At 72.0% G+C, this 18,782-nt stretch carries 20 protein-coding genes and 1 riboswitch; of the genes, 6 read left to right on the top strand and 14 right to left on the bottom strand.

Annotated elements, in window-relative coordinates; translation table 11 throughout:
* Nucleotides 1–9: 9 nt before the first annotated feature.
* Together EDF24_RS00845 and EDF24_RS00840 are read right to left on the bottom strand one after the other, a co-directional pair.
* Nucleotides 10–1,191: a MalY/PatB family protein gene (locus EDF24_RS00845; RefSeq protein WP_123700827.1), complete on the bottom strand. Its 1,182-nt coding sequence runs from the start codon at nt 1,189–1,191 to the stop codon at nt 10–12.
* A gap of 4 nt (nt 1,192–1,195) precedes the next feature.
* Nucleotides 1,196–1,771, bottom strand: a complete 576-nt coding sequence (locus EDF24_RS00840; RefSeq protein WP_123656350.1) for a TetR/AcrR family transcriptional regulator — start codon at nt 1,769–1,771, stop codon at nt 1,196–1,198.
* Between the two features lie 64 nt (nt 1,772–1,835).
* Between EDF24_RS00840 and EDF24_RS00835 the strand changes: the two genes are divergently transcribed.
* Together EDF24_RS00835 and EDF24_RS00830 are read left to right on the top strand one after the other, a co-directional pair.
* On the top strand, nt 1,836–2,732 hold the full coding sequence (locus EDF24_RS00835) for an SDR family NAD(P)-dependent oxidoreductase (protein ID WP_185021530.1): 897 nt from the start codon (nt 1,836–1,838) through the stop codon (nt 2,730–2,732).
* 54 nt (nt 2,733–2,786) lie between these two features.
* Entirely contained in the window at nt 2,787–3,806 is a 1,020-nt protein-coding gene (locus tag EDF24_RS00830; RefSeq protein WP_123700825.1) for a TerC family protein, read from the top strand.
* Nucleotides 3,807–3,875: 69 nt separating this feature from the next.
* Here EDF24_RS00830 and EDF24_RS00825 read toward each other — a convergent pair whose 3' ends face one another.
* From EDF24_RS00825 to clpS, 10 genes are all read right to left on the bottom strand, one after another.
* Nucleotides 3,876–4,385, bottom strand: coding sequence for a GyrI-like domain-containing protein (locus EDF24_RS00825; RefSeq protein WP_123700824.1), 510 nt, complete (start codon nt 4,383–4,385; stop codon nt 3,876–3,878).
* 26 nt (nt 4,386–4,411) lie between these two features.
* On the bottom strand, nt 4,412–5,242 hold the full coding sequence (locus tag EDF24_RS00820; RefSeq protein ID WP_123700823.1) for a class II glutamine amidotransferase: 831 nt from the start codon (nt 5,240–5,242) through the stop codon (nt 4,412–4,414).
* Between the two features lie 67 nt (nt 5,243–5,309).
* Nucleotides 5,310–6,476, bottom strand: coding sequence for an N-acetylglucosamine-6-phosphate deacetylase (gene nagA, locus EDF24_RS00815; protein WP_123700822.1), 1,167 nt, complete (start codon nt 6,474–6,476; stop codon nt 5,310–5,312).
* Nucleotides 6,473–6,880 (bottom strand): YrdB family protein, encoded by a 408-nt coding sequence (locus EDF24_RS00810; protein WP_123656344.1) that lies wholly within the window; start codon nt 6,878–6,880, stop codon nt 6,473–6,475. The genes nagA and EDF24_RS00810 overlap by 4 nt, the downstream gene beginning before the upstream one ends.
* An 8-nt stretch (nt 6,881–6,888) precedes the next feature.
* The gene (purU, locus tag EDF24_RS00805) at nt 6,889–7,767 is read right to left on the bottom strand and encodes a formyltetrahydrofolate deformylase (RefSeq protein ID WP_123700821.1); all 879 of its coding nucleotides are present in this window, start codon (nt 7,765–7,767) and stop codon (nt 6,889–6,891) included.
* A 248-nt stretch (nt 7,768–8,015) separates the two neighbouring features.
* The gene (locus EDF24_RS00800) at nt 8,016–9,329 is read right to left on the bottom strand and encodes an MFS transporter (RefSeq protein WP_260233358.1); all 1,314 of its coding nucleotides are present in this window, start codon (nt 9,327–9,329) and stop codon (nt 8,016–8,018) included.
* Between the two features lie 135 nt (nt 9,330–9,464).
* Nucleotides 9,465–9,908, bottom strand: coding sequence for a MarR family winged helix-turn-helix transcriptional regulator (locus EDF24_RS00795; RefSeq protein ID WP_123656341.1), 444 nt, complete (start codon nt 9,906–9,908; stop codon nt 9,465–9,467).
* Nucleotides 9,909–9,960: 52 nt separating this feature from the next.
* Nucleotides 9,961–10,899: an N-acetyltransferase gene (locus EDF24_RS00790; protein WP_123700819.1), complete on the bottom strand. Its 939-nt coding sequence runs from the start codon at nt 10,897–10,899 to the stop codon at nt 9,961–9,963.
* Nucleotides 10,896–11,372, bottom strand: coding sequence for a DUF2017 family protein (locus EDF24_RS00785; RefSeq protein ID WP_123656339.1), 477 nt, complete (start codon nt 11,370–11,372; stop codon nt 10,896–10,898). The genes EDF24_RS00790 and EDF24_RS00785 overlap by 4 nt, the downstream gene beginning before the upstream one ends.
* Entirely contained in the window at nt 11,369–11,656 is a 288-nt protein-coding gene (gene clpS / locus EDF24_RS00780) for an ATP-dependent Clp protease adapter ClpS (protein ID WP_123656338.1), read from the bottom strand. Before clpS ends, EDF24_RS00785 begins: the two co-directional genes overlap by 4 nt.
* A gap of 39 nt (nt 11,657–11,695) precedes the next feature.
* Nucleotides 11,696–11,779, top strand: a riboswitch (ZMP/ZTP riboswitch).
* Between the two features lie 29 nt (nt 11,780–11,808).
* Here clpS and glyA point away from each other — a divergent pair.
* On the top strand, nt 11,809–13,170 hold the full coding sequence (glyA, locus tag EDF24_RS00775) for a serine hydroxymethyltransferase (RefSeq protein ID WP_260233321.1): 1,362 nt from the start codon (nt 11,809–11,811) through the stop codon (nt 13,168–13,170).
* Nucleotides 13,167–14,090, top strand: coding sequence for a bifunctional 5,10-methylenetetrahydrofolate dehydrogenase/5,10-methenyltetrahydrofolate cyclohydrolase (locus tag EDF24_RS00770; RefSeq protein ID WP_123700818.1), 924 nt, complete (start codon nt 13,167–13,169; stop codon nt 14,088–14,090). Before glyA ends, EDF24_RS00770 begins: the two co-directional genes overlap by 4 nt.
* Nucleotides 14,091–14,718: 628 nt before the next feature.
* Here the strand turns inward: EDF24_RS00770 and galK are convergent.
* Nucleotides 14,719–15,855, bottom strand: coding sequence for a galactokinase (gene galK, locus EDF24_RS00765; protein ID WP_123700817.1), 1,137 nt, complete (start codon nt 15,853–15,855; stop codon nt 14,719–14,721).
* The gene (gene galT / locus EDF24_RS00760) at nt 15,852–16,949 is read right to left on the bottom strand and encodes a galactose-1-phosphate uridylyltransferase (protein WP_123700816.1); all 1,098 of its coding nucleotides are present in this window, start codon (nt 16,947–16,949) and stop codon (nt 15,852–15,854) included. Before galT ends, galK begins: the two co-directional genes overlap by 4 nt.
* Nucleotides 16,950–17,013: 64 nt before the next feature.
* On the opposite strand from galT, the gene EDF24_RS00755 reads away from it, so the two are divergent.
* Entirely contained in the window at nt 17,014–17,853 is an 840-nt protein-coding gene (locus tag EDF24_RS00755) for a DeoR/GlpR family DNA-binding transcription regulator (RefSeq protein ID WP_185017520.1), read from the top strand.
* Complete coding sequence (locus EDF24_RS00750; protein ID WP_123656334.1) at nt 17,850–18,782, top strand: aldose 1-epimerase family protein; 933 nt, start codon at nt 17,850–17,852, stop codon at nt 18,780–18,782. The genes EDF24_RS00755 and EDF24_RS00750 overlap by 4 nt, the downstream gene beginning before the upstream one ends.

The following is an 18,782-nucleotide window of genomic DNA, read 5'->3' as shown; positions in this document are numbered from 1 at the left end:
CCCCGCACCTCAGGCGCGCGCGGTGTACGCACCGTGCAACCGGGACAGCCCCTCACGGAGCGTCTCCGCCGAGCACCCGAAGTTGAGTCGCGCGAAGCCACGCCCCTGACGGCCGAAGTCCGGCCCGCTGCCCAGTGCGACCAGCGCCTCGTCGACGAGCATCGCCGCGGGGTCGTCGCCCCACGGCAGCGCGCGCAGGTCCACCCACGCCAGGTACGAGGCCTGCGGCTGCCGGAACACCGCGCCGGGCAGGGCGTCGCCGAGCTCCTCCGCGAGGATCCGCCGGTTCGCCGCGAGCTCGGCGAGCAGCGTCGCCAGCCAGGGGCCGCCCTCGCTGAACGCCGCGACGCTCGCGGTGTACCCGAGGATCCCGGTGCGCTCGACGACCTCGCGGGGCATCCCGTCGAACCATCCGCGAGCGCGGTCGGACGCGCCGATCATCAGCGCGCACTTGGTGCCGGCGAGGTTCCACGCCTTGCTCGCGCTCGTCAGGGCGACCCCGACCGCTGCGGCCTCGGCGCAGGAGTCGAGGAAGGGCGTGAAGGCCGCGTCGGAGTGCACGAGCGGTGCGTGGATCTCGTCCGCGATCACCACGGCGTCCCACTCCGCGGCGAGGCGGGCGAGCGCGGAGAGCGCCGCGCGGTCGTGCACGAGTCCGAGTGGGTTGTGCGGGTTGCAGAGCAGGACGGTCCGTGCCCCGTCGGCGAAGGCCCGGGCGATGCCCTCGAGGTCCATCCGCCACCCGGCCGTCGTGTCGAACGGGTCTGCTTCGCCGGACGGGGCGATGAGCGGCACCTCGGTCACGGAGCCGCCGGCCTCGGTCACGTACTCCCAGAACGGTGGGTAGACGGGGGGCATGATGACGACCTGGTCGCCGGGTTCGATCACCCGGCGGAGCGTCTCGACCGCCGCGACCGACACGTCCGTGGTGGTGCGGACGAGGTCGGGGTCCACCTGCCAGCCCCATCGGTCGAGGGCGAAGTCCGCGAAGGCCTCCGGCAGCGCTCGACCGTGCCCGACGTACCCGGTGTCGCCCGCGGTGACGGCGGTGACGAGGGCGTCGCGCACCGGTTCGGCGAGCATGCTGTCCATCTCCGCGACGAACATCGGCAGCACCTCCGGCGGGTACGCCGTGTACTTCTCGCTGGTGCGGCTGCGGTGTGCATCGAAGAGGGAGACCATGACGCTCATGGCCTCATCCTCGCAGTGGTCGGAGCCCTCCGAGCAAGATCTCGACGTACCGCTCAGGATCGGTCACGGGGACACCACCGGCCGTCGCGGCGGAGCGCATCCCGCAGACCAGCCGTCGGAGGTCGTCCGGCGTGACGTCCGCTCGTACCACCCCGGCGTCCGCGGCACGATCGAGCAGGGCACCGACGGTGTCCACGAGGTCCCCGGCGAGCTCCATCGTGTCCGAGCAGGAGAACCCGCCGCCGGTGAGGAGGTCGCCGAGCGCCGGGTCGTCCACGAGGCCACGGAACGCCTCCGTCACGACACCGCGGAACGCCGCGTCGGGATCGGGGAGGGCGACGGCGACCCGGACACGGTCGAGCATCGCCTCGAACGCGTCGATCGCGAGCGCTTCGAGCAGGTGCTGCTGGGTCGGGAAGTGCCGGTAGGCGGTGCCGACCCCGACGCCGGCCTCGCGCGCGACCGTGTTGAGCTGGGCGGGCTCGCCCCGGTCGAGGTGCTCGCGCGCGACGCCGAGCAGCGCGGAACGGTTCCGGAGCGCGTCCGAGCGCAGCGAGTCCGGTCGGGCGAGGTCGGTCATGCGGAGAGTCTATCCGGTTGTGCTAGCGTTCCGGATGAATCATCCGTTTGAGCCTGGAGTCGTCATGCAACCCTTCCCGTGGGAACTCGACCAGATGCCCGACCAGCACGGCAAGACCGTCGTGGTCACCGGCGCGACCGGCGGTCTGGGACTCGTCGTCGCGACACGGCTCGCCGCAGCCGGCGCCCGCGTCGTCGCCGGGGTCCGTGACCTCGACAAGGCGGCTCGCGTCCTCCCCGTGGGCGACGGTCTGGAGGCCCGGCTCGTCGACACCGCGTCCGTCGCCTCCGTCACGGCCTTCGCCCAGGGCCTCGCTGACGACGGCGTCGTCGTCGACGCGCTCGTGAACAACGCCGGCGTCTCCGCCGCCCGCTTCGCGCTCGGCGTCGACGGCGTCGAGCGCACGTGGGCGACGAACGTGGTCGGCCCCGCCGTGCTCGCCGACGCGATGCTGCCGGTGCTCGGCGGGCCAGCACCCCGTGTGGTCCTCGTGGGGTCGAACCTGTCGCAGCGGACGTCGCGCGTGCCCGACCTCGACGCCGTCAACCGGGCGGCGGGCTACCGGCAGTTCGCCACGTACACCGACTCGAAGACCGCGGCGGCCGCCCTCGCGGTGGACCTCGGGCTCCGACTGCGTGCATCCGGCTCGCCGGTCCGCTCGGTCATCGCGCATCCGGGGATCGCCGCGACGGGGATGAACGGGCAGGCCGAGACGGCCCTGGCGCGGGTCGCCGGTCGGATCGCGCGGCTCGCTGCCCGGACCGCCGAGGACGGTGCCCGGTCGACCCTCTGGGCCGCGACAGCCGACGACGTGCCGGAGGGCGTGTTCGTCGGTCCGGCGCTCCGTCGCGGCGACCGTCGCCTGCACCCCGTCCCGGTCGCCGGCGCGGCGGCGGACCCGGCGTTCCGCGCCCGGGTCCGTGCCTTCGTCTCCGAGATCCGGGTGCACCCCGGGGTCTAGCCGGCAAGCGGTCCGGTGGTCGCCAGGGCCTGAGCGGTGCCTCAGACTGGAGGCATGCCCGAGCTCCCCGTCGTGTTCGAAGTCGGCTCGATCATCGCCCTCGTCGCGATCCTGCTGGCCGACCTCATCATCGTCGCGCGTCGTCCGCACGTGCCGACGCTCCGCGAATCCGCGATCTGGGTCGGCGTCTACGTCGGCCTCGCGCTCGTCTTCGCGCTCGCGATGCTGGCGTTCGCCGGCGGTGAGCCGGCCGGTCAGTTCCTCGCCGGGTGGCTGACGGAGTACAGCCTCAGCATCGACAACCTCTTCGTGTTCGTGATCATCATGGCGCGGTTCGCCGTCCCGAAGAAGATCCAGCAAGAAGTGCTGATGCTGGGCATCATCATCGCCCTCGTGCTCCGCGGCGTCTTCATCCTCGTCGGCGCCCAGCTCATCGAGGACTTCTCCTGGATCTTCTACATCTTCGGCGCCTGGCTCGTCTGGACCGCGATCCAGCAGCTCCGCAACGACCACGACGACGACCAGAAGGACAGCCTCATCGTGCGGGTGCTGCGCCGACGGGTGCGTCTCACCGACACGTTCGACGGCATGAAGCTGCGCACCACGCACGACGGCGTGAAGCACTTCACGCCGCTCGTCATCGTCCTGATCGCGATCGGCACGACGGACCTGCTCTTCGCGCTCGACTCCATCCCCGCGATCTTCGGCATCACGGAGAGCGCGTTCATCGTGTTCACCGCGAACGTGTTCGCCCTGATGGGCCTGCGGCAGCTCTACTTCCTGCTCGGCGGACTCCTCGAGCGGCTCGTCTACCTCAAGTACGGGATCGCGTTCATCCTCGCCTTCATCGGCGTGAAGCTCGTGCTGCACGCACTCCACGGCAACGAGCTGCCGTTCCTCAACGGCGGGGACCACATCGCCTGGGCGCCGGAGATCCCGACCTGGGTGTCCCTCGTGGTGATCGTCGTGGCGATGGCGGTGTCGACGCTCGCGAGCGTCGTGCGCCTGCGCCGTGACGACGCGGCGGCGCACGGCGACACGGCCGCCGAGCAGCCCGCTCGCAGCGCGGACTGAGACACCCACCGCACGGCGCGATCCTCGCTCGGCTGTCCCGCAGGACGGATGGCGGAACGGCCACGGGGGTCAGTCGGCGGTCTTGAACGCCAGGCGAGTACGCCACTTCGTGAGGTCCGGCTCCTCGGCGGGGTCCGAGAGGTACTCCTCGAGGCGGCACGCCCAGTGCTCACCGTCGGAGCCGAGGGTCCGGTCCCACGCCACGCCGGCACCGTCCGCCCACGCCAGCAGGGCGCTCGTCGCGTCGAGCAACCCGTCGGGGTGTCCGACGTGGACCATGGTCGCGTAGGTCCCCGCCGGGAGGACACCGGGCACCACGTCTCCCGGCGTCCCCGTCGGTACGTCGAGCGTCTCCGCCACCGGGAACCCGACCTCGACGGTGAGGACTCCGGACATGTCGATGACGCGGTACCGCCAGAACGGCGGGCCCGAGGATGCTCGTCCGTGCTCCGCCAGGAAGCCCGCCACACGCCCGATGAGCGGTGGGAGATCGTCGGCGATCGACGCCATCGTCACCTCGGCACTGATCACCGCGCAGCTGGTCGCGGCGCGCTGCTCGAACGTCGGCGTGGTCGACATGGTGGGCTCCTCGTCCGGTGGTGTGGTCAGCGCGGTGGGGTCGGAACGAACGGGCGCTCGTCGGTGTGCTCGCCGATCGTGACCGCGGAGCCGGCGGGGACTTCTCGCCAGAGCCCGGGGAGGGCGACCAGCGGCTCCGAGACCACGACGCGCGCGTTCTCCGGGAGATGGGACAGTCGTTCGACCTCCGGGTACAGCTGCCGGACCGATCCCACGTCGGAACTGACGAACAGCGTGTTCGCCGGCCCGGCACTCGCGTACCGGACGGCCGTCAGGGTCCGGCCGTCGGTGAGTCCGATCGTCATCTGGAGCGCACCGTCGATCCCGGCGTCGGCGGCGACCGACTCGACGAACCCGGCCATCCGCTCGAGCCCGCCGATCGGGTCCTCCTCGAGCCCGAACGTCAGCGCGAGGAAGAACATCAGCTCGGAGTCCGTGGAACCGAGGATGCACGGGAACAGGTCCGCCCTGACGGCCATGAGCAGCTCCCGTCGGAGCACGGCGAATTCCTTGATGAACCCGTTGTGGACGAACAACCAGCGGCCGTACCGGAAGGGGTGGCTGTTCGTCTCCTGCACCGGTGTCCCCGTCGCGGCCCGGACGTGTGCGAGGAACAGCCCGCTGGCGACCTCGGACGCGAGTTCCCGGAGGTTCTCGTCACCCCAGGCCGGCGCCGCGCTCCGGAACAGGGTCGGCTGCTCCCGGCGTCCGTACCAGCCGAGGCCGGTCCCGTCGCCGTTCGGCGCGGGTGTCTCGGGCGAGTGGAAGCGGCTCTGCTCGATGAGCGACCGTTCCGTGTCGTAGAGCAGCTCACGCGGCTCGATCGGATCTCCGACGTACCCCAGCCACCGACACATGAGGGCCTCCTCGGCACCATCGCCCGTGGCGCCAGTCAAGCACCATCGTCGATGCCGTGTGTCGACCTCAGGAAACCGCGTGACCGCCGGCCCAGACCCGCTGCACCCGGAGCGACGGCGACAGCGCGACGAGGTCGGCCGCGAACCCCGGGGCGAGACGCCCGAGCCGGTCCCCGAGCCCCAGCGCGGCGGCGGGAACGCTCGTCAGCGCCGCCACGGCCTCCGGGAGCGTCCGCCCGGCTCGCTCGACCGCGTTCCGCAGTGCGACGTCCTGCGTGAGTGTCGACCCCGCGATCGTGTCCGTCCCGGCGACGTGCGCGACCCCGTCGGTCACGGTCACGTCGAGCGACCCCAGCCGGTACGAGCCGTCGGCAGCACCGGCCGCCCCCATCGCGTCGGTGATCAGCGCGACCCGGCCAGGGGCTGCGCGGAACAGCGTGTCCGCGACGACGGGGTGCACGTGGACGCCGTCAAGGATGAGTTCGAGCGTCACGCGGTCGTCGGCCACGGCCGCACCGATCGGCCCGGGTGCGCGGTGGTGGAGGCCGGGCATCGCGTTGAACGCGTGGGTGAGGATCGTGGCGCCGGCGTCGAAGGCCGCGCGTGCCTGGTCGAACGTGCCGACGGTGTGGCCGACGGCGACCCGGACCCCGGCGTCCACGAACCGGCGGACCGCGTCGAGTGCGCCGGGCAGCTCGGGCGCGATGGTGACCTGGCGGAGAACGCCGTCGCCGGCTTCGAGCAGGGCATCGACCGACGCGGGAGTGGGTGCGACGAGGTAGTGCTCGTTGTGGGCACCCTTGTTGTCCGGGGACAGGAACGGCCCCTCGAGGTGCACGCCGAGCACGAGCGGGTCGGTGGTCATCACGCCGCGGATCCGCTCGAGGGACGCGGCCAGCGTGCGCACGGGGTTCGCGACGAGCGACAGGACCGAGCGGGTCGTGCCGTGCGCCCGGTGCATCGCGAGGGACCCGGCGAAGGAGTCGTCCTCGTGGGACTCGGTCGCGCCGCCGTGCCCGTGCAGGTCCACGAACCCGGGGGTCAGCGTCGCGTCGCCGAGGTCGAGCACCTCGTCCGCCGCCGGGACGTCGGGACCGGAGCCGACCGCGGCGATCGTGTCGCCGGCGAGCAGGACCCAGCCGTCGGCGGTGGAGCCGGCCGCGTCGACGAGGTGGGCGGCGCGGACCAGCGTGCGCCGGGCCTCCCGTCCGGTGTCACCGAGCCGTGCGCTCATCGGGACTCGCGTCGGAACGCGACCACGCCGGACAGCGCCGCGACCAGGATGAAGACCAGGCCGACCACGGGGTGCCCGATCGAGATCCACGCGCCACCGGCAGCGACGATCAGGGCGACCTCGACGATGGTCTTGCCGACGACGTCGGTCTCGATCGGTGACTTGCCGGACCGGAAGAGGTACCAGACCAGCGCGGCGAACGCCGGGGCGCCGACCATGAACAGGATGCCCGGCATCGGGAACGGCCACGCGAGGTAGCCCCAGAAGGCCAAGGACAGCAGACCGAACACCGCGACGACGACCCGGAGGACCTTCCAGCCGTCGAACTCTCGCCGCGGCTTGCCGATCGCACTCGGGTCGGGGGTGTCTCCCCAGTCCATCGGGGATCGCGGGGCGTTGCTCATGGTGCTGCCTACTTGAAGATGATCGTGCGTGCGCCGTCGAGGAGGACCCGGTCCTCCGCGATCCAGCGCACCGCCTGGGTGAGGGTGCGGGACTCCTCGTCCTGCCCGATGGAGACCAGCTCGGACGGGTCCTTGGTGTGGTCGACGCGGACGACGTTCTGCTCGATGATCGGGCCCTCGTCGAGGTCGCTCGTGACGAAGTGCGCCGTCGCACCGATGAGCTTCACGCCGCGGGCGTGCGCCTGACGGTAGGGGTTCGCACCCTTGAAGCCCGGCAGGAACGAGTGGTGGATGTTGACCGCCCGGCCCTGCAGCGCGGCGCAGAGCTCGGGGGAGAGGATCTGCATGTAGCGGGCGAGGACGACGAGCTCGATGTCGTGCTCCTCCACCGCGTCGAGGATGCGCCGCTCCATCGCCGCCTTGCTGTCGGCGTCCGTCACGGGACGGTGCTCGAACGGGACGGAGTAGAACGACGCCAGCTCGGACAGCTCGGTGTGGTTCGAGAGCACCAGTGGCACGTCGATCGGGAGCTGCCCGCTGCGCTGCCGGTACAGCAGGTCGTTGAGGCAGTGTCCCGCCTTCGACACGAGCACCAGCGTGCGGAGCGGCCGGCCGACGACGTCGAGCTGGACGCGCATGCCGTAGCGGTCGACCACGGGTGCGAGGGCCGCTTCGAACGTCGCGCGGTCCACCGGCGCCATGACCTGCAGGCGCATGAAGAACGTGTCCGTGTCGTGGCTCGAGAACTGTTGCGACTCGGTGATGTTGCCCTGGGCCTGGACGACGGCTCCGGAGACGGCGTGCACGATCCCGGGCTGGTCGTCGCAGACCAGGGTCAGGGTCCAGTGCGTGGGCGGCGTCGCAGTCGCGTCGGTCGGGTCGGTCACGGCTTCAGGCTACCGGCCGGGAGGCCCGGTTCGGCCCCGTCACGCGGCTGCGGTCGCGGGGATGCGTGCGTCCGCGGGCCGTGTGCCTGCGAACCCCGCGGTGCAGGGTGGGTTCGCACAACCGAATGCAATCGGCACCGCGCGATCGCGTGGTTCGGACCGCTTTTGGTTGTGCGGTGCGCCTCCGCGCGCCGCCGCGGCGCCGCGCGCCGCCGCGGCGCCGCGCGGCTCCGCGGCGGCGCGCCGCGTCAGCGCGCCGAGGTGGTCCGCAGCGCTCGGTCGGAGATCGTCAGGGCACTGAGCAGCACCGCGATGCCGACGATCACCCAGCCGAGGACGTGCAGGTCCGCCGTGGTGGGCGCCTGGCCGAACACCCCGCCGATGAGCGACGACGCGGCGATCGCCCCGATGTACACGCTCGTCCGGGAGAGCCCCGCTGCGGTGCCGATCGACTCCGGCGGCACGATCCGGTACAGCGCCGCCTGGTTCGACACGGACGCCAGCGCCTGGGGGATGCCGAACAGTGCCGGCGCGAGGGCGAGGAGCACGAGCGGCGACCCCGTGTGCAGCCCGAGGAGCAGCAGCCCGCCGACGATCGGCACGGTCGCGGCGACGATGAGCGGGCCGCGGACGGTGGTCTTCCGGGCGATGAAGAACGACACCACGCCCGCGATGATCGCGGCGGGGAGCTGGATGTACCCGGCCTGGTCGCTGGAGTACCCCGCGACGTCCTGCACCCACTGCGAGAACCCGTACGTCATCGTGTACGCGAGCATGTAGACGAGGAACAGGCGGGCGTAGGTGCGGGTGAGCGCACCGTTGCGGGCGAGCATCCGGACGTCGATGAACGGCTTCGTGGCGCGGAGTTCCCACAGCACGAGGGCGACGAGCAGCACGATCGCGACGCCGAGCAGCCACCAGAGGCCCGCCGAGATGTCGAGCAGGAACACCAGGAGCGCCGAGACGGTCCCGGTCATCAGGACCATGCCGAACGGGTCGAGCGCGGTGAGCACCGGCACGTCGGCGTCGTAGCGCGGGCGGAGCCGGTCGGACGGCAGCCACAGCCCGGCGACGACGAGGCCGAACGCGGCGAGCGGGACGTTCACGAGGAAGATCGCGTGCCACCCGAACCCGGCGATGAGCGCACCACCGAGGGGCGGCCCGGCAGCGGCGGACACCAGCGACGTGATCGACAGGGCGCCGAGGACGAGGGGCGGCGTCGGCTTCCCGATGCGCGCCGAGTGCTGCCGCAGGGTGGTCAGCGCGGCGGGGTAGGCCGACGACGTGCCGATGCCGATCAGCACCCGGGCGAACACCGCGCCGCCGAAGCCGGTGAGGAACTCGGGCACCACGCCGGCGACACCGACGATGACCAGCCCGGCCATGAAGACCTTCTTCGGGCCGAACCGGTCGGCGAGCTTGCCCATCGTCGGCTGCGCGATCGCACTCGCGAGGTAGAGCGCGGCGACGAGCCAGATCGCCTGGGACGCGCCGATGCCGAGGTCACGGGAGATCGGCGCGAGCGCGACCGACACCATCGTCGTGTTGATCGGGTTGAGCAGCGGCCCGACGAGGACCGGGATGAGGAGCTTCGGGCCGAACCCGCTGCCGGTGCTGCCGGGAGTGCTGCCGCCGGACTGGACGGGGACGGATGCGGTGGACGTGGACGTGGCGGGGTGCTTCTTCCTGGTGGTGGGTCAGCGCTCGATGAGCGGGCCGAGGATGCCGATGGCCCGGGCGACCGTCACGCGGTCGTCTTCCGGGAGGGCCTGGAGTCGTTCCGCGAGCACGCGGGTCCGTGCGACCCAGGAGTCCTCACGCGCCGCGGCACCGGCGGGGGTCGCGCGGACGAGTGCCCGTCGGCCGTCCGCGGGGTCCGGGCGGCGTTCCACGAGTTCGAGGTCGACGAGTGCCTGTACGGTTGCGCCCATCGACTGCGGACGCACCCCCTCGGCACGTGCGAGGTCGGCGATCGTGGTCTCGCCGTCGCGGAGCAGCCGCCCGAGGGCAGCGGACTGGGACGCGGTGACGTCGTCGGTCTTGCCGGCCAGCAGCGCTCGCCGCATCCGGCCGTGCATCGCCAGGACTTCGCCGGCGAGCTCGGCCGCGGTGACGTCCGTGGTGTCGGTGCTCGCGCTCATGCCCTCGATGCTACGACTTCGGAAGGGCACCTTGCAAGTCTGCCTTGCAAGTTCAGCTGTCGAAGACGATCCGCCGCTTCGTCACGGTGAAGCCAGCGCGCTCGAAGGCCCGCCGCATCGGGGTGTTCGCGGCGTCCGTCGTCGCGACGACCCGCGGTTCCCCGGCGGCGTCGTGCACCCGGAGCCCCTCGGCGAGCAGCGCGTCGACCACCCCGCGGCCCCGGTGCTGGGGCAGCACGCCGATGTAGCTGATCGCCGCGTCGTACGCGGTCCGGGTCGCGAGCACGAAGCCGACGGTCAGCCCGTCCGGGTCGGCCGCGATCCGCCAGTCGTCACGGGAACCGGGGAGCGACCGGTAGAACGCGAGGTCGTCCGCCGCCGTCCCGCTGGGGCCGAGCTGCGCGACGGTCGCCTGCGTGTGTGCGTCGAGGCTGCCGACCGTGACCCGGCGGAACAGGTCCAGGAACTCATCGTCCGCACCGCCGCGGAAGGTCAGCCCCGAGGACGCGGCGGGCGACGGCACGTCGGACGCCGGGGTCCACGCGACACTCACCCGCTCGGTCATCCGGGTGAGCCCGGCCGCGCGGGCGGCGTCCGCGCGCCAGCCCACGGCCGCGACCGCCCGCGGATCCGACTCCCAGTCCACGGCGACGTCGACGATCCACTCGGGGAGCGTGCCGAACGACTCGGCGCCGGCAGTGATCAGGCCGGAGGCGATCGCCACGCGCTCATCGGGGTCCGAGACCGCGACCACCACGTCGTCCAGGGTCGACGGGATCGAAGCGTCGGCGCCGCCCCACCAGAGCGCCCGCCCCACGGGCTGCCCGTCGCGCACCGCGAGCCACGACCACTCCGGACGGTAGTTGTGCGCCGCCGACTCCTGCCGGTACCGGTCCGCACCGATCCACGCGACGGGTTCGTCCGTCGTGAAGGCGAGCACGGCCTCCAGTCCGTCGCCGGGAACCGAGCACGCCGAGAAGGTGACCGTCACGCCGGGCCGGTCATCGTCGTGACCAGGTGTTCCTGCAGGTACCCGAGCCAGTCGTAGACGTCCCGGAGGCCGACGCCGTCGGCGGCGAGCCGGGTCGCCTCCTCGGTCTCCGCGTCCACGATGCCCAGCCGGTCCGCGATCGTCAGCCGCAGGTCGGTGAGGCACCGGAGCCACGACTGTTCGTCGGCGGCGGTGAACGCGCCGTCGCGCTCGCCCGTCAGCCAGGCGTGCACGGTGTCCGCGTTCGTCGACTTCGCCGTGCGGAGGTCGTCGCGCGTGTAGCGGCGGAACTCGGAGCTGGCCTGGCGGTCACCGGGGTAGGCGTCCGGGAACATCCGGAGCGTCACGGGGTCGGAGTCCAGGTCCCCGTCGAGGATCTGGCGGAGCTGGTCGGTGAGGTTCGTGAGCATCGAGCGCTCGCCGGAGGCCAGCCCGAGGTGGATGCCGTCGGCGCGACGGACGAAGGGGATCACGCTTCGGTGGCCCGGTCGACGGTGGCCTGCAGCCCGTAGCCGTGCATCGCCTCGACGTGCCGCTCCATCTCCTCGCGGTACCCGGTCGCGACGATCGCGCGCCCCTCGGAGTCCACCTGGTGCATCAGCCGTTCCGCCTTGTCCCGCGGGAACCCGAAGTAGCTCTGGAACACGTACGTCACGTAGGACATCAGGTTCACCGGGTCGTCCCACACGACGGTGACCCACGGAACGTCCGCGCGCACGTCGGTGCGCTCGTCGAGTTCGGGGTGCAGCATCGTCATGCATCCAGGGTGACACAGCGACGGCGGCTCGGTACCATCATCAGGTCGCGACTGGCGTTGGATGGGTCACCATCGGGGAGCGACACCTGACACGGTGCGCGGCCGTACGCCTGGGCTGCGCCGACCGACCGTCCGAGCACCGTAGGAGTCCCGTGTCCATCACCGATCTGCCCCCATTCGTCGCGTCCGAGCCGGCCGATCCCGCGCCCGCTGCGACCGACCAGGCCGCCACCCAGGCCGCTGACCGTGCCGCTGCCCGCGCCGCGTTCAACGCCCCCCTCAGCGAGGTCGACCCCGAGATCGCCGCCGTCCTCCAGCAGGAGCTCGGCCGCCAGCGCGACTTCCTCGAGATGATCGCCTCCGAGAACTTCGTGCCCCGCGCCGTCCTCGAGTCGCAGGGCTCCGTCCTGACGAACAAGTACGCCGAGGGCTACCCGGGCAAGCGCTACTACGGCGGCTGCGAGTACGTCGACATCGCCGAGTCGCTGGCCATCGAGCGCGCCAAGAAGCTCTTCGGCGCCTCGTACGCCAACGTCCAGCCGCACTCGGGAGCCACCGCCAACGCCGCCGTCCTGCACGCCATCGCGTCCGCGGGCGACACCATCCTCGGCCTCGAGCTCGCCCACGGCGGTCACCTGACCCACGGCATGAAGCTCAACTTCTCCGGCCGGATCTACAACGCCGTGTCGTACGGCGTCGACCCCACCACGTTCGAGGTCGACTACGACGACATCCGCGCGAAGGCCGTCGAGCACCAGCCCAAGGTGATCATCGCCGGCTGGTCCGCCTACCCCCGTCAGCTCGACTTCGCGAAGTTCCGCGAGATCGCGGACGAGGTCGGCGCGAAGCTCTGGGTCGACATGGCGCACTTCGCCGGCCTCGTCGCCGCCGGGCTGCACCCGTCGCCCGTCCCGCACGCGCACGTCGTCTCCTCGACGGTGCACAAGACCCTCGCCGGTCCGCGCTCGGGTCTGATCCTCTCCAACGACGAGACCCTGTTCAAGAAGCTCAACTCCGCGGTCTTCCCGGGGCAGCAGGGCGGCCCGCTCATGCACGTGATCGCGGCGAAGGCCACCGCGTTCCTGCTCGCCGGCACCCCGGAGTTCAAGGACCGCCAGGAGCGCACGATCCGTGGCGCGCAGCTGCTCGCCGCGCGCCTGACGCAGCCGGATGCGCGCGGTGCCGGCGTCGACGTCCTGACCGGTGGCACCGACGTGCACCTGGTGCTCGTCGACCTCCGCACGTCAGAAGTGGACGGCAAGCAGGCAGAGGACCTCCTCCACCAGGTCGGCATCACCGTGAACCGCAACTCCGTGCCGTTCGACCCGCGTCCGCCGATGGTCACCTCCGGTGTCCGCATCGGCACGTCGGCGCTCGCGACGCGTGGCTTCGGCGACGCCGAGTTCACCGAGGTCGCGGACATCATCGCGCTGACCCTCATGCCGAACCCGGACATCGACGCGCTCTCGGCCCGGGTCACGGCCCTGACCGACGCGTTCCCGCTGTACGCGTGAGCGACGTCCTTCCGCGTGCTCTCTGGGCCGGTGAGGGCTCTGCCGTCCGCATCGACGGCACCGCCCTCGCCGCCCGCACGCTCGACGAGCTCCGCGTCCGCATCGACCGCCTGCACGAGCACGGGATCCGTCCCGGGCTCGGCACGATCCTCGTCGGGGAGAACCCCGGGTCGCTGTCGTACGTCGCGGGCAAGCACCGCGACTCGGCGTCGATCGGGCTCGACTCGCACCGCATCGACCTGCCGGCGACCGCTTCGGCCGCCGACATCCGAGCAGCGATCCTGCAGATGAACGACGACCCCCGGGTCACCGCGTTCATCGTGCAGCTCCCGCTGCCGGACGGCATCGACCCGACCCCCATGCTCGAGCTGATGGACCCGTCGAAGGACGCCGACGGCCTGCACCCGATCAACCTCGGTGAGCTCGTGCTCGCCGTCCCGGGTGGCGCCGGCACGATCGACGCGCCGCTGCCGTGCACCCCGCGCGGCATCGTCGCGATGCTCGAGGCGTACGACATCCCGATCCGCGGTCGGCACGTCACGATCATCGGCCAGGGCCTGACGGTCGGGCGTCCGCTCGGCCTGCTGCTCACCCGCCTCGAGGCCACCGCCACCCTGACGCACTCGCTGACGGCGGACGTCGCGGCGGAGTGCCGTCGCGCGGACATCATCGTCGCGGCGGCCGGCGTTGCCGGGCTCGTCAAGCCGGACTGGGTCGCGCCCGGTGCTGCCGTGATCGACGTGGGCATCACCCGCGTGGTGGACCCGGAGACGGGGAAGGCGCGGCTCCGCGGCGACGTCGATCCGGAGGTCGCGTCCGTCGCGGGCTTCATGTCGCCGGTGCCCGGCGGCGTCGGGCCGATGACGCGCGCGATGCTCATGAAGAACGTGGTGGAGGCAGCGGAGCGCCACCTGAAGTAGGTGCGCTTGCGGGGCGCGGTCCGGGCGGGCGGCGGCGGTCGGCGGCGGTCGCCGGCGGCGGTCAGCGGCGGCGGTAGCGGCGGTCGGCGGCGGTCAGCGACGGCGGTAGCGGTGGCGGCGGCGGTCAGCGGCGGCGGCGGCGGCGGACGGGTGCGGCGGTGGCGGTGGCGCGACGGAAGCGACAGCACGTACAGGTCTGCGCGGCGCATCTGCCGTGGTGCTGTCGCTTTCGTCGCGTGCCCGAGGATGCATGCGCATCGAGCGACAATGCGCCGCCGAAAGCGTCGCGCAAACGGCCGCGTCGTGTCGCTTCCGTCGCGTGCCCGTCACCCGCCCGGCCTGGAGGCTCGCCCCACCCCCGCCACGCCAGCTCCCGCCCGCGGGCGCCGGCGTCGCGGGCACCACGTGTGTCGCGGACGCCGGCTGCGGTCCGCCAGGCCGAACCGCGCTGCCGGATCGGAACCGGTACGCGAAAGCGACAGTGGTCGGCGGGTGCCCCGCCGACCACTGTCGCTTTGGCGAACCAGTTCAGCGGCCGAGTGGCCATGCTGCGCAGCCGTGCCGTGCCGTGCCGTGCCGCGCCGCCGCGCCGCCGCGCCGCCGCGCCGCGCCGCCGCGCCGCGCCGTGTCAGGCGTCGCGCCGTGCGCCCTGCGCAGCGTGCACGGTGAACACGGCGGGCTCCCGGTACCCGGCGTCAGCGAACGCGGCCGTGACGGCAGCGCCGATCGCCTCCCGCTGGGAGGCGTCGACCAGCGCGATCGCCGCGCCGCCGAACCCGCCACCGGTCATGCGTGCCCCGACGGCACCGTTCGCCATGGCCGTGGCCACCGCGAGGTCGAGCTCCGGCACGGAGATCTCGAAGTCATCGCGCATCGACTCGTGCGAGGCGACGAGCAGGTCACCGATCGCCCGCGGTCCCTGCTCGCGGAGCGTCCGCACGGTGTCGAGGACACGCTGGTCCTCGGTCACGATGTGGCGCACGCGGCGGAAGGTCTCGTCGTCCAGCAGCTCCGCAGCACGGGGGAGGTCGTCCACGGTCACGTCGCGCAGCGCCTCGACGCCGAGCACCTGTGCCCCGCGCTCGCAGGAGTCGCGCCGCGCCTTGTACCCGCCCGTGGCGTGGGCGTGCTCGACGCGGGTGTCCATCACCAGGACTTCGAGCCCGTTCGCTTCGAGTGCCATGTCCACCACGGCGGTGTCGAGCGTGCGGCAGTCGAGGAACACCACGGCGTCCCGTTCCCCGAGGAGCGACGCCGACTGGTCCATGATCCCGGTGGGGGCACCGACCGCGTGGTTCTCGGAGTACTGCCCGACCCGGGCGAGCTGCTTGCGGTCGAGCCCGAGCTCCCACAGGTCGTTGAAGGCCAGCGCCACACCGCACTCGATCGCGGCACTCGACGACAGCCCGGCACCGACCGGGACGTCCGACTCGATGAAGAGGTCGAAGCCGGTCTTGCCGGTCAGGTCGGCGCCCTGCTCGCGGAGCGCCCACGCGATCCCGAACACGTACGCGGACCAGCCGTCCATCGCGGCGGGCTCGAGGTCGTCCAGGGACAGGGAGGCGACGGAATCCGGGTCGAACGCCGACGCGACGCGTAGCACCCGGTCGTCCCGCGGTGCGATCGACGCAGTGGTGCGTCGGTCGATCGCGAACGGCAGGACGTAGCCCTCGTTGTAGTCGGTGTGCTCGCCGATCAGGTTCACGCGGCCGGGCGCGGAGTACCGCACCGTCGGCTCGTACCCGAACACCTGCTGGAACGTCATGCGCGCTCGATCCCTCCTCGGATGAACTCGGCCGCCTTCTCGGGCACGAGGTCCCCGATCCAGGCGCCCATGGCGGCTTCACTGCCGGCCAGGAACTTCAACTTGTCCGCCGCCCGACGCGGCGAGGTGATCTGCAGCATCAGCCGCACGGTGTCGCGTGCGGTGTGCACGGGCGCCTGGTGCCACGCGGCGATGTAGGGCGTCGGGTCCCCGTACAGCTGGTCCATGCCGCGGGTGAGGCGGAGGTGCATGTGCGCGAGCTCGTCCTTCTCGGCGCCGGTCAGTCCGGCGAAGTCCGGCACGTGACGGTGCGGCAGCATGTGGATCTCGATCGGCCAGCGCGCGGCGAACGGCACGAACGCGGTGAAGTGCTCGCCGGCGAGGACCACCCGCTCCGAGGCACGCTCGTTCGCCAGGTGCTGCTCGAACAGGTCGGGCCCGAAACGCTCGATCGAGTCGAGCAGCCGCTGCGTGCGCGGCGTGACGTAGGGGTAGGCGTAGATCTGCCCGTGCGGGTGGTGCAGCGTCACGCCGATCGCTTCGCCGCGGTTCTCGAACGGGAACACCTGCTGGATGCCGGGCATCGCGGAGAGCGCCGCGGTGCGGTCCGCCCAGGCTTCGACGACGGTGCGCGCCCGCGACTCGGAGATCGACGCGAACGAGCCGGAGGTCTCCGGTGAGAAGCACACGACTTCGCACCGGCCGACCGAGCGGAACGTCCGGTTGAGCCCGACGTCCGTCAGGTCGCCGAGCGAACCCGGAGCGTCGTCCGCCTGCAGGGCGGGGCCGAAGGACGGCGACCGGTTCTCGAACACGGCGACGTCGTACCGGCTCGGGATCTCCGACGGGTTCGCGTCGGACTGCGGCGCGAGCGGGTCCTGGTCGGCCGGGGGCAGGAAGACACGGTTCTGACGGCTGCTCGCGATCGACACCCACTCGCCGGTGAGGACGTCCTGTCGCATCCGTGCCGTCTCTGGACGCGGGTCGAGCGTGCGCTCGTCGATGCGACGCTCGGCGGGCAGCTGCGTGTCCGCATCGTCGAAGTAGATGAGGTCGCGGCCGTCCGCGAGCTTCGTCGCGCGCTTGGTGATCACCGATCCATCGTAGCGGGCGAACGAAGCATTGCGAAAGTGATCGGAAGCAGACGAAACTACTCGGGTGAGCGATGACGACCTCTTCCTCGCCGGCACGATGCCGGCGCCGCTGCGGCAGGACCGCATCGTCACGATCGTCGACGGCGCCCCCGGCATGGTCCGCACCGCCGCCTTGGCAGCCGCGCTCGGCACGAGCGAGGTGACGGTCCGACAGGACCTCGCGGTCCTCGACCGGGAGGCACGGCTCAGGCGGGTGCACGGCGGTGCCGTCCGGCTCGGTGCGGGTTCGCCCGAGCGGCCCTTCGAGGAGACCGCCGTCGAGCAGCAGGTGGCGAAGGCCGCCATCGGCCGCGCCGCGGCCGCGCTCGTCCGCTCCGGACAGTGCGTGGTCCTCGACGTGGGCACGACACCCGCCGCCGTCGCCGAGGCCCTCGTCGCTCGGGACGACCTGGTGGGCGTCACCGTTGTCACGAACTCGCTCACCACCGCCCTCGCGCTCGAACGGGCCGTGCCCCGCTTCACCGTGATCGTCACCGGCGGTACGCTCCGGCCGCTGCAGCACTCCCTCGTCGCGCCGTTCAACGGCGCTGTCCTGCCCATGATCGCCGCCGACGTGGTGTTCCTCGGCGGCACGGGCGTCGACGTCGAGCACGGCCTGACGAACGTCAACCTGCCCGAGACCGAGGCGAAGCGGATGCTCCGGGCCGCTGCCGGGCGTACCGTCGTGGTGGCGGACGGCTCGAAGTTCGGGCGCGCCCACATCGGGGTCGTCAGCGGCCTCGAGGACATCGACGTCATCGTGACCGCGGAAGCGCCACCCGAGCTCGTCGAGCTGGTTCGCGCCGCCGGGGTCGAGGTCGTCGTGGCCGACGGCACCACATCGGGAAGGAACCACAGCGCATGACCGCAGCACCCACCGGGGGCCAGTACCACCTCCGTCACGCCGGCCCGGACGGGGTCGTCGAGGCGATCGTCACCGAGGTCGCCGCGGGCATCCGCGAACTCCGCGTCGCCGGCTTCGACCTGACCGAGCCCTTCCCGGCGTCGGAGGCCCCTGCGGGCGCGAACGGCATCGTGCTCGTCCCGTGGCCGAACCGCGTCGCCGGGGGAGCCTGGGAGCACGAGGGCAAGCGGCAGCAGCTCGACATCTCGGAGCCGAAGTACGGCAACGCCTCGCACGGGTTGCTCCGGTTCTCGCCGTACCGCGTCGTGACCCAGACGGAGACGAGCGTGCTGCAGGAAGCCACGATCCACCCGCAGCACGGCTGGCCGTTCACCCTCGAGACCCGGGTGCACCACGAGCTGGTGGACGACGGGATCCGCATCACCCACGAGATCACGAACCGTTCGGGCGTCAGCGCCCCGTTCGCGGTCGGAGCCCATCCCTACCTCCGCGCCGGCGACACCCCCGCTGAGGACCTCGTCGTGACGCTCGACGCCGCCACGGCGTTCACCGTCGACGACAAGAAGATCCCGAACGGCACCGAGCCCGTCGACGGCACGGACCTCGATCTGCGGGCCGGGCGACGGGCGGGCGACTCGGACCTCGACACCGCGTACACGGACGTCGCGGCGGACGCCGAGGGCATCCGCCGGACGACGATGCACGGACCGGAGGGCGATGGTGTCCAGCTCTGGCAGGACGCCTCGTTCCCCTACGTCCAGGTGTTCACGTCACGGGAGTTCCCCCGTGGCGACGGCAAGGGGCTGGCGGTCGCGGTCGAACCGATGACCGCGCCGGCCGACGCCCTCAACTCGGGCGAGGGTCTCCGCTGGCTGGAGCCCGACGAGACCTGGACGGGCTCGTGGGGGATCCGCCGTGTCTGGTCCTGA

It is taken from the genome of Curtobacterium sp. PhB130 (assembly GCF_003755165.1).
GTDB lineage: Bacteria > Actinomycetota > Actinomycetes > Actinomycetales > Microbacteriaceae > Curtobacterium.
Note: the sequence above shows the minus strand (reverse complement) of the source record. Positions and strands in the feature narration are given on the sequence as shown.